The sequence below is a fragment of the Luteibacter sp. E-22 genome (assembly GCF_049913125.1).
In the GTDB taxonomy this organism is placed as follows: Bacteria; Pseudomonadota; Gammaproteobacteria; order Xanthomonadales; family Rhodanobacteraceae; genus Luteibacter.
This window is the reverse complement of record NZ_CP183975.1, coordinates 4,165,928-4,179,182: the sequence shown is the minus strand read 5'-3', so window position 1 is coordinate 4,179,182 and position 13,255 is coordinate 4,165,928. Positions and strand designations below refer to the sequence as shown.

Here is a 13,255-nt window from a genome sequence, read left to right as displayed (position 1 = left end):
CTGTGATCGCGGGAAGGCTCCCCGCGCCCGCGAACTTTATGACGTTCCGCTTGCTTCGTCGCGTGTGCCTTTAGTGGGGGCCCTGCCGGAAGGCAGGGGTGCCCCGTTCATACGGCGGCGCGTCAGTGCCCGGGCGCGTAGCGGAAAGTCAGGTAATACGTACGCCCCAACTGGTTGTAGAACGCCGCCGTCTCGTAGCGCTTGTCCGCGACGTTGGCGACCCGGCCCTGCACGCTCCAGTCCGTATCCACATGCCAGGTCGCCCGGAGGTCGGCCGTGGCATAGCCGCCGAGCCGGCGGGTATTGGCCGCGTCGTCGTAGCTGTAGCCGGCTGCGTAGACCGAACCGCCGAGGGTGAAGCGGCCAAGGTCCTTGTCGAGGTCGACCCGCGCGGTGCGCTCGGGACGGCGCGCCAGCAGGTTGTCGTCCTGCACGCCCGAATCGCGGTTCTTCGGCTGCTGGAGAGTGGCATAGGCCCGCAGATGCCAGCCGTCGACGTCGGCGCCGACCTGTCCCTCCAGTCCGCGGATGCGCGCCTTGCTCACGTTCACCGGCAGGAAGTTCGCGTCGAAGCCGATCAGGTCGTCGACCGTGGTCTGGTAGGCGTTCACCGCCCAGTTCCAGATGCCCGGCCGCGCCGAGAGGCCGATCTCGGCCGTGCGCGAGGTCTCCGGGTTCAGGTTCACCGGTGCGCCGTAAGGGTAGAACTCGTCGTTGAACGTGGGAGCGTGGAAGGCGGTGCCATAAGAGGCGGTGATCTTCATCCCATCGTCGAAGCGGAAGCCGTAGGCCGCCGAGCCGGTCGTGTGGTTGCCGAACTGGGTGTTGTGGTCGTGGCGTGCCGACAACTGGACCTCATGCGGGCCGAACTGGCCCTGGTAGAGCGCGAACACGCCCGTGTTGTTGCGCGAGTCCTTGAGATAGTCCGTATCGCTCTTCAGCTTTTCCTGCTGGAAGTCGACGCCCGCACTCAGCGTCTGGCCCGTCGCGAGGGTGAAGTCGTTCTGCCAGGACGCTTGGTTGCGCTTCGAATAGAGATAACCCACGCGGGCCTTGTCCACGCCGTAGTGGACGAAGTCGAGGGTCTTGTCGGCACCGTTGAGGTAATTGTCGGCACGGTCCTGGTTCTGGCCCAGGCCGAGGGACATGCGCCAGTTCGCCAGGACATCGAATGCCAGCTTCGCCCCGGCGACCTGTTGCGAGCGCCGGGTGAGGTTCTGGAAATCGCCGTCGTATTCGATGTCGCCCTTGCTGCGCAGCCAGCTGCCGGTCAATTCCGTGCCGTCGTCCCAACGATAGCCGCCAGACAGCGCGCCGTTATAGGTGCGGGAGGCATCGTGATCGGGCTCGTCGGTGAAGCAGCCGGCGAAGGCGGTGGCGGCACCGATGCGGCAGGCGTTGATGCCGGCCGTGTACTGCCCGCCCAGGCTGGCGTTGTACCAGCCGTGCTGGCTTCCGCCGGACACACCCACCTGTCCCGCCGAGTAGCCGTGGCTGCCACCGGTCACCGAGAGCGTTGGCGTGGGCGCTTCGCCGGCTTGGCCGTGGCGAGTGAAGATCTGGATCACTCCGCCGATGGCATCGGAGCCGTACAGGGCGGAGCGGGGGCCGCGGACGATCTCGATGTGATCGATCTGCTCCACGGGAAGCTGCTCGTAGGCGGGCAGGCCGGCGCCCACGGTGCCTACGCGGACGCCGTCCAGCAGCACCAGCGTGTGCGAGGAGTTCGTGCCGCGCATGAACAAGGACGTTTGCTGGCCGATGCCACCGGCATTGGCGATCGTCACGCCCGGCAGGCCGGTGAGGAGGTCCTGCACGCTCACCGGCTGCAGGCGCTCGATGTCCTCGCGGGTGATCAGGGTGACCGGCGCGAGTACCTCGTCCAGTGGCGTGGCGGCGCGATTGGCGGTCACCACGACCGGGTCGAGCCGGTCGGGCGCACCCTCGTCGGCGGCGTGGGCCGCGGCGATGGACGACAGCAGGGCCGCCGCGAGCAGGGTCTTCTTCATGGAACCGTCTTCCTCAGCCGCCGTGCGGCAATGTGCGAAGGACGCTCGAGGAGGACGTGTGGCGAACGGCGAACGGGCGGGAACCCGGTGGCTGCCCGGATCCGCCCTCCGCGAATCGACCGAAACAGGGACGCCCGCCACAGGGGACGGGACGTTCATCGGGCCGGTCTCCGGACTCGCGCCAGCCACCGGGAGGTGGCGGGAACCGGTGCCTTCCCGCTTGCGCAGTGGCGTGGGCCGGTTCCATGAGAAAGGTCTGACGACCTGCCCCTATGGACGCTTACCGTTGCGGGGGCAGTGCCGGCCTTGCCACGAGGTGGCGCACCGGCTTCCCGTTTCATCCTCTCCGGCCTTGGCCGGTCGGGACACCCGAACCGGTCGATGGTACCTGTCGGGGCCCCGGCTGTCACGGATACTTAACGGAATTCTTAACATGCACTTGACGTACGCAAAATAATTCGATTACAACCGCAACCGATAGCCGTCGAGCGCAAGAAGTTGCGCACGGGGAGCATGAGCAGCCAGGGCCACATCCAGGGGGATGGGCGCCGAGGGGTCCATGAGACGGCATCGAAACGAGTTCGGCCACCTCTTGTGGCCGGCTTACTTGCTGTTTATCGGGGAGACAAGACATGCAACGTTCCACCAAGCGTACCGGCGTGCTGCGCCGATCGACCCTTTGCACCGCGCTCGCCCTCTGCTTCGCCAGCGGCGCCGTGCTCGCCCAGTCCAATGCTTCCGGTGTCGTCTTCGGCCGCGTCGCGCAGCCTGAAGGCGCCGTCATCCACCTGCAGAACCTGGATACCGGCCTGACCCGCGACGTCGGCGTCGACGCCGATGGCCGCTACCGCGCCAGTTCGCTGCCGGTCGGCCGCTACAAGGTCACCGTGGAGCGCGGCGGCCAGACCGTCGAGACCCGTGACAACGTCCAGGTGAACCTGGGCGGCGGCGTCGACGTGTCCTTCGCAGGCGCTTCCTCCGCCACCACCGAGGCGCAGAACCTCGAAGGCGTGCAGGTCACCGGCAACGTGCTTCCCGCGATCGACGTGTCGCAGGTCGACTCGCGCACGGTGCTCACTTCGGAACAGCTGCAGAAGCTGCCGCTCGCACGTGACGTCACCGCCGCCGCGCTGCTCGCCCCGGGCGTCATCTCCGGCGACAGCCGCTATGGCAACGTGGCCTCGTTCGGTGGTTCGTCGGCTTCGGAGAACCAGTACTACATCAATGGTTACGCCGTGACCAACGCCCTCACCGGCCTTGGTTTCACCAGCCTCCCATACGATGCGATCGACCAGCAGCAGATCTTCACTGGTGGCTACGGCGCGGAATACGGCCGTTCGACCGGCGGCGTGATCAACATCGTGACCAAGCGTGGCGGTAACGAGTGGAAGGGTGGCGTGGGCATGTATTTCCAGCCTTCGGCACTGCGCCAGAACCCCCGCAACATCTATCGCAAGAACGGCACGCTTTATCAGAACCGTTCGGGCAACAAGAGCACCGATACGCAGTACACCGGCTACATCAGCGGCCCGTTGATCAAGGACAAGCTGTTCCTGTTCGCGGCGGGTGACTTCACCCGCTCCAACAGCCAGATCACGAGCGTCGCCACCGCGCCGCAGCGGACTAACCAGGAGCAGAAGGCCACCAAGTGGATGGCCAAGATCGACTGGAACATCACCGACAACCATTTGCTCGAAGTCACGGGCATCGGTGACAAGACGAACACCGAGCGAAGCGTCTACAAGTACAACTACGGAACCCGTAGCCGCGGTAGCTACATCGGCACCGACAACCTGAAGAATTTCGATGCGGGTCCGGGTTCGGCGCCGGGCGGTGATGTCTATATCGGCAAGTACACCGGCTACATCACGGACGACCTGACGGTCAACGCGCTGTATGGCCATACGCAGACGCGTCACGAGCGCAACCTGTCGTATTCCTCGAATCCGAATTGCCCCTGGATCACCGACAACCGTTCGGTCTCCACGCCGATCGTCGGCTGCGGCCTCGTCAACGGTACCGTCCTCGGCGAAGGCGCGAAGGACAAGACGCACGGCTATCGCCTGGACATCGAATATCGCGCGGGCGATCACGATCTGCGGGTGGGTGTGGACAACCAGACCCTCGAGTCCTACTCGGGTAACGTCTACGAAGGTGGCTACCGCTGGGTCTACCAGGACGCCGGCACCGTTCCGAATCGCCCCGATATCGTCCCGCCGCCGGGCGCCGACTACTTCGTCGAAAAGCGCCTGTTCCAGACGGGCGCCAGCGTGAAGACCGAGCAGGAAGCCCAGTACATCGAAGATCACTGGCAGGTCACCGATCGCTGGATGGTCTATCTCGGCCTGCGTAACGAACAGTTTAAGAACATCAACGGCGATGGCGCGACCTACGTGAAGCAGCGTCATCAGCTCGCGCCCCGTATCGGTGCCACCTGGGACGTGTTCGGTGATTCCACGTTCAAGGTCTATGCCAACGCCGGTCGCTACCACCTCGCCATCCCGTCGAACGTCGCCATCCGCGGCGCTTCCGCTTCCACGTATTACAGCGAGTATTATTCGTATAGCGGCGTGGGCCCGAACGGCGAGCCGACCGGAACCGCCCTGCTCGGCAGCCGTCGTTATCTCAACGGTGAAGATGGCACCCCGCTGGACCCGAAAACCGTCGCCGCCCAGGGTATCGACGCCTACTACCAGGATGAATACATCCTCGGCTTCGACAAGGCGATCAACGAGAACTGGAGCTTCGGCGCCAAGGCGACGTACCGCAAGCTGAAGAGCTCGATCGACGACTTCTGCGATTCGCGTCCCTTCGAAGCGTACGCGGAGCGCAACGGCATCGATATCAGCAACGCCTCGCTGCCGGGCTGCTACCTGTTCAACCCAGGCAAGTCGAACACCTTCCTGGTGGACGTGGGCGGCGGCCAGTACGTGCCGTTCAAGCTCACCAAGGACGACTTCACATCGCCCCCCCCGGGCAATGTCAAGTTCCCGGATCTCAAGCGTAGCTACTACGCATTGGACCTGTATCTCGAGCACCACTTCGCCGACGACTGGTACGGTCGCATCGATTACACGTTCTCGCGCAGCTACGGTAACTCGGAAGGCCAGCTCAAGTCGGACATCGGTCAGCTCGATCCGTCGGTGACGCAGGATTGGGACGCGCCGGAAATCATGCAGTACACGAACGGGCCGCTGCCCAATGACCGTACCCATCAGCTGAAGGCTTATGGTTATTGGCAGATGTCGCCGGAATGGCTGCTGGGCGGCAATCTCTCGGTCGCCACCGGCCGTCCGAAGAACTGCATCGGTGTCGACCCGGTCGACGCGATCGACTACGGCGCATCGTACTTCGAGTGCGGCCTCCAGCCGTCGCCGCGCGGCTCGAAGGGTCGCCTGCCGTATACCTGGAATCTCGATCTGAATGCCGAATACCGGCCGATGTGGGCAGGCGAAAAGCAGCCTCTCGCCTTTACGGCGACGGTGTTCAATGTCGTGGGTAGCCAGCGCAAGGTGGCACAGGTGGATGTGGGTGAGACGGGCGCGATCAACGAAGACACCGGCATGCCGGTGAAGAGCATCAACTACGAGCGTCCGATCGCGTTCCAGAACCCGCGTTATGTGCGCGTCGGTGTGCGTTACGACTTCTCGCTCTAAGTAGCGGGAACAGCAGCGCGCCCGGGCAACGTATCCGGGCGCGCGACGAGATCTCCCTGGAACTGGCCGGCGCGGAGCGCCGGCCTTTTTTGTCGCAGGAACTATTGTTGTGGGAGCCGCTTCAGCGGCGATGGGTGCTTGTGGCTAACTTGCCCGCTGCCGCGGGATCGCCGACAAGTCGGCTCCCACCAGGTCTCCTTCCACCAGGTCTCCCCATCCTTGATAGCGACGAGCTTCGCCCTTGTGGGAGCCGCTTCAGCGGCGATGGGTGCTTGTCCCGGTTACAGGTATCAGCCGAAGACCTTCCTGCCGCCGATCCATGTTTCCGCGACATGGTAGCTCTCGTCCATGACGACGAAGTCGGCGCGGTAGCCGGCGGCGATGTGGCCGTGGCTGGCGCCGAGACCGAGGAAGTCGGCGGGATACGTGGAAGCCATGCGTGCGGCTTCGTCGTAGGCGACGCCGACCATGCCGATCGTATTGCGTACCGCTGTCGCCATGTCCAGCGCGGAGCCCGCGAGCGTGCCGTCCGCGGTCTGGCAAACGCCATCGCGCACGGTGATGGTTTCGCCCTTGAGCACGAAACTCGGATTGTCTGAGCCGACCGGCGGCATCGCGTCGGTCACCAGCATCATCTTCTCGCGCGCCTTCGCGGCGATGGCTACGCGCAACGAAGCAGGATGCACGTGGTGGCCGTCGACGATCAGGCCGCACCAGCTGGCGGCGTCATCCAGCGCGGCGCCGACCACGCCGGGTTCGCGGCTGGTGAACGGCGTCATGGCGTTGAACAGGTGGGTGAAGCCGCGCACGCCCTTGGCGAGGGCGCCACGCGTGGTCTCGTAGTCGGCGGCGGTGTGGCCGGCGGCGACGATCACGCCCTGGGACACCAGTTGTTCGAGCACGCCGTCCGACGCGCGTTCCGGCGCGAGGGTGAGCAGGGTGACGCCGCCATGGCGTCGCGCGACCATCGCGATGTCCTCGGCGCCCGCGATACGGAACTTGGCCGCGTCGTGCACGCCCTTGCGCTCGGGTGCGATGAACGGGCCTTCGAGGTGGATGCCTAGCACGCCGGGAACGCCCTGCTCCACGGCCGCGTTCACGGCGTCGATGGCCTTCGCCATCACCTCGGCGTCGTCGCTGATAAGCGTCGGCAGGAAACCGGTGGTGCCGAACTTCGCATGCGCTTCGCCGATCGTGCGGATGGTCTCCACCGTGGGTGCGTCGTTGAACAGCGCGCCGCCGCCGCCATTGACCTGGCAATCGATGAAGCCGGGCAGCAGCGCGCGGCCGCCGAGGTCGTGACGCTCCGCCGCGCGCACGCGCGGGTCCGACGGCAACGCCAACCCGGTGATGGTGTCGCCGTCCACCAGCACGGCGAAACCGCCCTGGAATCCGTTATCGGTGAGTACGCGGCCGTTGACGAGCGCGATGGTCATGGGATGTTCCTTCTGGTATCGACGTCAGACCGTTTCCGTCACCTTGTTCAGGTGCGGCGGGACATCGGGATTGAACCCGCGCTTCAGGGAAAGCGCCGCGGTGGCGCGATAGAAGCTCTGTACGGCCAGCAGCGGCGCACTGATCGGTGCGGATGCCACCAGCGGTAGCACGCCCTCGCCCGTCGCGCCTGGCGCGGCGATCCAGACCTTGGCATCGCGCTTGCGGAATTCGGCGGCGACGTCGAGCACGCCGGGCAGCGTGTCGTCGTTCTGGGCGAAGAACAGCACCGGAAAGTCCGGACCCACGAGCGCCATCGGGCCGTGCTTCACCTCGGCCGAACTGAAGGCTTCGGCATGCAGGCCGCAGGTTTCCTTGAACTTCAGCGCCGCTTCGAGCGCGCCGGCGAAACCGAAGCCGCGGCCGACCACGAAGAGGTTGTGCGCATCGACCAGGCCGTCGGTGAGCGCGGACCAGTCCGCGTCCCAACCCTCGCGCAGCTGCGCGGGAAGCGCGGTGAGCGCATCGCCGATGGCGGCGTTTCCGCTCCAGCGTGCGGCGATGTGAAGGATCGCGAACAACGCGCCGAGGTAGCTCTTCGTCGCGGCGACGCTCTTTTCCGGGCCCGCATGCAAGGGCACGACCACATCGGCGACGGCGGCGAGCGGCGAGTCCACCACGTTCACCAGCGCCACCACATAGGCACCGGCCTTCTTCGCCGCCTCGGCGTTGCGGACCAGGTCCGGGCTCTTTCCCGATTGGGATACGGCGACATAGAGCGCGCCGTCGAGGTGCTGCGTGGCGTGGTAGATGGACGTCACCGACGGCGAAGCCGACGCGGTGACGACGCCGAGCTGGGTCTCGAACACATACTTGGCATACATCGCCGCGTGATCGGAACTGCCGCGCGCGCAGGTGATCACCATGCGCGGCGGGTTCGCGCGCAGGCGCTCGGCGAGCGCGCCGATCACGGCTTCGTTGTGGGCCAGTTGCCGCTCGACGACCTCGGCGGTCTCGTGCGCTTCGCGGAACATCAGGGTGTCTTGCGGCTGGATCGTCATGGCGTGGTTGGGCTCTTCAGTCGCTTTGCAGTTCCGCGACGAAATCGTAGATATCGCCGCGGTACCAGGAACAGGTGAATTCGACGATGCGGCCATCTTCGAGGAAGCTGCGTCGCTCGATGTTGAGGCCGGCGCTGCCTGCCCCGAGGCGGAGCAGGCGGGTCTGCGCGGGTCCGAGCACCACGGCGCGCAGGCGTTGCAGCGCGCGCAGCGGGCGGTTGCCCAGCTTGTCGAGCGCTTCGTAGAGCGAATCCTCCACGAGGTTCGGATCGGGCAGGAGGTCCAGGGGAACCGCGCTGCGTTCGATCGCCAGGGGTTCGTCACCCGCGTAGCGCAGGCGATGCAGGCGCACCACGAGCGTGCCCGGCGACAGGTTCATCGCCATGGCCTCCTCGGGCGTGACCTCGCCGATGCCGCGCTCGAAAAACTCGGAGCGGGGATTGAGGCCACGGGCGCGCAGGTCCTCGGTGAAGCTGGTCATCCGCGACAGCGGCTTCACGATGCGCTCGGAAACGAAGGTGCCCGCGCCGTGGCGCTGGGTGAGCAGGCCGTCCTCGACCAGGCCACCGATGGCCTTGCGCACGGTGACCCGTGACAGGGTGAGGGCCCTGGCGAGGTCGCGTTCGCTGGGCAGCGCGTGGCCCACCTGGACCTCGCCTTTCTCGATCACGTTGCGGATCGCCCGCCGCAGGCGCATGTACGCCAGCGGCTGCCGGGTAGCCGGGTCGTGTTGCAGGCGCTGGTATTCGGCGACGAGTGCACTTTCCATTCGCCGAAGATACCAATCCACGACCACTGCGGCAAGACCATGCAAGCCGGAGCGTACCAGTCGCTCGTTCAAACAGTCGTTTGCACGATCCAAATGGGGCAGGCAAACGTTTTCAGGCTGTTATCACGCCGTGAAAGGCGACGAAACGTCGCGGCGAGTGGTACGGGGCTGGTACGTCCTGGTATGTCACTGGTACGATCCGGAAGCATTCCAACGATCCTTCAAGAGGCCTCTGTCGTGAGCGCTCCCCTCCTGCCGATCGAACCATTCGATCTGGTCATTTTCGGCGGCACCGGCGATCTCGCCGTCCGCAAGTTGTTGCCCGCCATGTACCACCGCTTCGCGGATGGGCAGATCCAGGCGAAGAGCCGCATCATCGGCGTGGCCCGCGAAGGCCTGGACGATGCCGCGTACCGCGAGCAGGTGCGCGCCGCGGTCGAGAAGAGCGTCTCGCACATCGTGCCCGCCCAGCTCGAGGCCTTCATCCAGATGATCGGCTACCGCTCGCTCGACGCGCGCAAGGCCGATGGCTGGGACGATTTCGCCAGCCTCATGGCGGCGGAACCCAGCCACATCCGCGTGTTCTACCTGTCGACGTCGCCGGACATCTTCACCGATATCTGCCAGCGCCTGGGTTCGCTCGGACTCAACGGCGAACGCTCGCGCGTGGTGCTGGAAAAGCCGATCGGCCGCGATCTCGACAGCGCCAACGCGATCAACGATGCCGTGGCGCGGGTCTTCGGCGAATCGCAGACCTATCGCATCGACCATTACCTGGGCAAGGAAACGGTGCAGAACCTGCTGGCGTTGCGCTTCGGCAACGCCCTGTTCGAGCCATTGTGGAACGCCCAGCACATCGACCATGTGCAGATCACCGTGGCCGAGACGGTAGGCGTCGGCCATCGCGCCGGCTACTACGACCGGGCGGGCGCACTGCGCGACATGGTCCAGAACCACATCCTGCAGCTCCTGTGCATGCTCGCCATGGAGCCGCCGTCGTCGCTGGCCCCGGACGCCGTGCGCGACGAGAAACTGAAGGTGCTGCGTTCGCTGCGTCCGATCGACGCCCGCAACGCGGCGCAGCTCACCGTGCGCGGCCAGTACCGCGCCGGTGCGGCCGAAGGCCAAGGCGTCCCGGGCTATCTCGACGAGCTCGGCAGCGACCAGTCGAAAACCGAAACCTTCGTCGCCCTCAAGGCGGAGATCGGTAACTGGCGCTGGGCCGGCGTGCCGTTCTACCTGCGCACCGGCAAGCGCCTTCCCAACCGGGTATCGGAGATCGTGGTGACGTTCCGCGCGTTGCCGCACTCCATCTTCGATCCCGCCAGCGGTCCGCTGTTGCCCAACCGCCTCACGCTGCGCTTGCAGCCGGACGAAGGCGTGAAGCTGTGGCTGACCATCAAGCATCCGGGTCCGGGTGGCCTGCGCCTGCGCCACGTGCCGCTCGACATGAGCTTCGCGGCGGCCTTCGGCGTGCAGCAGCCCGACGCGTACGAACGGCTCATCCTCGATGTCGTGCGTGGCAACCCGACCCTGTTCATGCGCCGCGACGAAGTCGAGGCGGCATGGAACTGGGCCGGTCCCATCCTCGACGCGTGGGAGGCCGGTGGCGATACGCCGAAGCCGTACACGGCCGGCACCTGGGGTCCGAGCGCCGCCGTGGCGCTCATCGAACGCGATGGCCGTACCTGGGCCGAGGACGCCGCATGAACACAAAAGTGAACCGACACGAATTCGCCGACCGCCTCACGCTCGCCGACAAGCTGGCACGCGATGTCGCCTCGAAACTCGACGCAGCGATCAAGGCACGCGGCAAGGCCACGATCGCCGTTTCCGGCGGCGGCACGCCGAAGGTGATGTTCGCCGTGCTCGCCGAGCAGGAGATCGACTGGTCCAGGGTCACCGTCACGCTGGTCGACGAACGTTGGGTCGACACCGACAGCGATCGCTCGAATGCGCGCATGGTCGCCAGCACGTTGCTCACCCACGAGGCGCATGTCGCCGCTTTCCTGCCGCTGTTCGACCGTGCGCACAAGGACGACGTGGACGCCGCGCTCGCCGATGTCGGCAAGCGCATCGACGCGTTGGGTTCGCCATTCGACGTCGTCCTGCTCGGTATGGGGCCGGACGGTCACACCGCGTCCTTCTTCCCCGGTGGCGATCACCTCGCCGAGGCGCTCGATCTCGACGGCAAGCAGTCCGTGCTGTCGATGCGCGCCGAGGGGGCGGGCGAGCCGCGCATCACGCTCAGCCTGCCGCGCATACTCGATACGCGCGCGCTGTACCTGCACATCGAAGGCGACGACAAGAAAGACGTGCTCGGCAAGGCGCTTGCCGGCGAGGACTTCCCGATCGCCGCCGTGTTGAAGCAGGACCGCGTGCCGGTCGAGGTGTACTGGGCAGCGTAAGCAAGCCAGGCATCCAAGCCGTATCGCCGCGCCGCACGCGCGCGGCAGCGGACCGTCCGGCGGGGGCCGGCGGTCCATTCGCCAGGAACCGACATGAGCATCCATCCCGTTCTCGCTGAGGTGACACAGCGAATCATCGAACGTAGCCGCACTTCGCGGGCCGCCTACCTCGCCAAGATCGACGCGGCGCGCGGCAAGGGCGCCAAGCGCCACCACCTGTCGTGCGGCAACCTGGCGCACGGCTTCGCCGCCTGCGCGGAGACCGACAAGGATGCGCTGCGCAACGGTCATGCGGCGAATATCGCGATCGTCACCTCCTATAACGACATGCTTTCGGCGCACCAGCCGTACGAGCGCTATCCGGAACTCATCCGCCAGACCGCCCGTTCGCTCGGCGCCACCGCGCAGGTCGCGGGCGGCGTGCCGGCGATGTGCGATGGGGTGACCCAGGGCCGTCCCGGCATGGAGCTGTCGCTGTTCTCGCGCGACCTCATCGCCATGGCCACGGCGGTCTCGCTTTCGCACGACATGTACGAAGGCGCCTTGTATCTCGGCATCTGCGACAAGATCGTGCCGGGCATGTTGATCGGCGCGCTGAGCTTCGGCCATCTCGCGGGGGCCTTCGTTCCCTCGGGCCCGATGCCGTCGGGCATCCCGAACGAGGAGAAGTCGAAGGTGCGCCAGGCGTTCGCCGCCGGCAAGGCCACGCGTGCCGAACTGCTCGAGGCCGAGGCGCGTTCGTACCACGGTTCGGGTACGTGCACCTTCTACGGGACCGCCAACTCCAACCAGATGCTGATGGAGATCATGGGCCTGCACCTGCCCGGCGCGAGCTTCGAGGCACCGGACACGCCGCTGCGCGATGCGCTCACCCAGGCCACGGTGGAACGCGTCCTGGCCATCGACACGCTGGGCGAGCATTACCTGCCCCTGGGCCGTATCGTCGACGAGCGCGCCATCGTCAATGGCGTGGTCGGACTGCACGCCACGGGCGGGTCCACCAACCACCTGCTGCATCTCGTCGCCATCGCGCGCGCGGCTGGCGTGGAATTGCGCTGGGATGACTTCGATGCCCTGTCCGCCGTGGTGCCTTTGCTGGCACGCGTGTATCCCAACGGCTACGCGGACGTGAACCACTTCCACGAAGCCGGCGGCATGGGCTTCCTGATCGACCAGTTGCTCGACGCCGGCCTGCTGCACGACGACGTGAACACGATCATGGGCCGTGGCCTGCACCATTACCGCACCACGCCCGTGCTCGCGGACGGCACGCTCGTGTGGAAGCCGGTATCGAAAGAGAGCGGCAATCGTGGCGTGCTTCGCTCCATCACCGAGCCGTTCCGCCACGATGGGGGCTTGCGCATGCTGAACGGCAACATCGGCCGTGGCGTGATCAAGGTGTCCTCGGTGCCGGACGACCGCATGGTCGTCGAGGCCCCCGCGATCGTGTTCGACGAGCAGGACGACGTGAAGGCGGCCTTCGACCGTGGCGACCTCAACTGCGATTTCGTGGCGGTGGTCCGCTTCCAGGGCCCTCGTGCGCGAGGCATGCCCGAACTGCACAAGCTCACGCCGACGCTGAGCCTGTTGCAGGACCGCGGCTATCGCGTGGCCCTGGTCACCGATGGCCGCATGTCCGGAGCGTCCGGCCGTGTGCCGGCGGCGATCCACGTCACGCCGGAAGCCGAGGCGGGCGGACCCATCGCACGCATCCGCACGGGCGATCTCGTGCGCGTCGACGCCGTCAACGGCACGCTGCAGGTACTGGTCGATGCCGACGAGTGGAACAGCCGCGTCCCCGACCACGTCGACCTTGCCGTGCATCACACGGGCATGGGTCGCGAACTCTTCGCCATGTTTCGCCAGTCGGCCGTCACGGCCGACCTGGGCGCGGGCGTCTTTTGATTTACCGGAGCAG

The 13,255-nt window shown here is 66.2% G+C and carries 8 protein-coding genes and 1 riboswitch; of the genes, 4 read left to right on the top strand and 4 right to left on the bottom strand.

The features are described 5' to 3' along the window. Positions 1–122: 122 nt before the first annotated feature. Positions 123–2,009: a TonB-dependent receptor domain-containing protein gene (locus tag ACN9M2_RS18520; protein WP_426286079.1), complete on the bottom strand. Its 1,887-nt coding sequence runs from the start codon at positions 2,007–2,009 to the stop codon at positions 123–125. Positions 2,010–2,153: 144 nt separating this feature from the next. Then, positions 2,154–2,396: riboswitch (cobalamin riboswitch) on the bottom strand. 245 nt (positions 2,397–2,641) lie between these two features. On the opposite strand from ACN9M2_RS18520, the gene ACN9M2_RS18515 reads away from it, so the two are divergent. Continuing rightward, positions 2,642–5,665, top strand: a complete 3,024-nt coding sequence (locus ACN9M2_RS18515; RefSeq protein ID WP_426286078.1) for a TonB-dependent receptor — start codon at positions 2,642–2,644, stop codon at positions 5,663–5,665. A 290-nt stretch (positions 5,666–5,955) separates the two neighbouring features. On the opposite strand, the gene nagA is transcribed toward ACN9M2_RS18515, so the two are convergent. From nagA to ACN9M2_RS18500, 3 genes are read right to left on the bottom strand one after another with little or no spacing between them, the layout of a single operon-like run. After that, positions 5,956–7,101 carry an N-acetylglucosamine-6-phosphate deacetylase gene (nagA, locus tag ACN9M2_RS18510; RefSeq protein WP_426286077.1) on the bottom strand — a complete coding sequence of 382 codons (1,146 nt, stop codon included), beginning with the start codon at positions 7,099–7,101 and terminating at the stop codon, positions 5,956–5,958. A gap of 24 nt (positions 7,102–7,125) precedes the next feature. Beyond that, a complete protein-coding gene (locus tag ACN9M2_RS18505) occupies positions 7,126–8,160 on the bottom strand; it encodes an SIS domain-containing protein (protein WP_426286076.1) in 1,035 nt (344 codons plus the stop codon). A 16-nt stretch (positions 8,161–8,176) separates the two neighbouring features. Continuing rightward, entirely contained in the window at positions 8,177–8,929 is a 753-nt protein-coding gene (locus tag ACN9M2_RS18500) for a GntR family transcriptional regulator (RefSeq protein WP_426286075.1), read from the bottom strand. Positions 8,930–9,166: 237 nt separating this feature from the next. On the opposite strand from ACN9M2_RS18500, the gene zwf reads away from it, so the two are divergent. The 3 genes from zwf to edd all read left to right on the top strand — a co-directional run bounded on the left by zwf (position 9,167) and on the right by edd (position 13,242). Then, complete coding sequence (gene zwf / locus ACN9M2_RS18495; protein WP_426286074.1) at positions 9,167–10,639, top strand: glucose-6-phosphate dehydrogenase; 1,473 nt, start codon at positions 9,167–9,169, stop codon at positions 10,637–10,639. Then, entirely contained in the window at positions 10,636–11,337 is a 702-nt protein-coding gene (pgl, locus tag ACN9M2_RS18490) for a 6-phosphogluconolactonase (RefSeq protein ID WP_426286073.1), read from the top strand. The genes zwf and pgl overlap by 4 nt, the downstream gene beginning before the upstream one ends. 93 nt (positions 11,338–11,430) lie before the next feature. Next, entirely contained in the window at positions 11,431–13,242 is a 1,812-nt protein-coding gene (edd, locus tag ACN9M2_RS18485) for a phosphogluconate dehydratase (RefSeq protein ID WP_426286072.1), read from the top strand. Positions 13,243–13,255: the final 13 nt, after the last annotated feature.

Bases quoted from the DNA above. Each gene is read 5' to 3' on its own strand.
- pgl (WP_426286073.1), top strand. From the start codon at position 10,636: ATGAACACAAAAGTGAACCGACACGAATTCGCCGACCGCCTCACGCTC.
- ACN9M2_RS18500 (WP_426286075.1), bottom strand. From the start codon at position 8,929: ATGGAAAGTGCACTCGTCGCCGAATACCAGCGCCTGCAACACGACCCG.
- ACN9M2_RS18520 (WP_426286079.1), bottom strand. From the start codon at position 2,009: ATGAAGAAGACCCTGCTCGCGGCGGCCCTGCTGTCGTCCATCGCCGCG.
- edd (WP_426286072.1), top strand. From the start codon at position 11,431: ATGAGCATCCATCCCGTTCTCGCTGAGGTGACACAGCGAATCATCGAA.
- ACN9M2_RS18515 (WP_426286078.1), top strand. From the start codon at position 2,642: ATGCAACGTTCCACCAAGCGTACCGGCGTGCTGCGCCGATCGACCCTT.
- ACN9M2_RS18505 (WP_426286076.1), bottom strand. From the start codon at position 8,160: ATGACGATCCAGCCGCAAGACACCCTGATGTTCCGCGAAGCGCACGAG.
- nagA (WP_426286077.1), bottom strand. From the start codon at position 7,101: ATGACCATCGCGCTCGTCAACGGCCGCGTACTCACCGATAACGGATTC.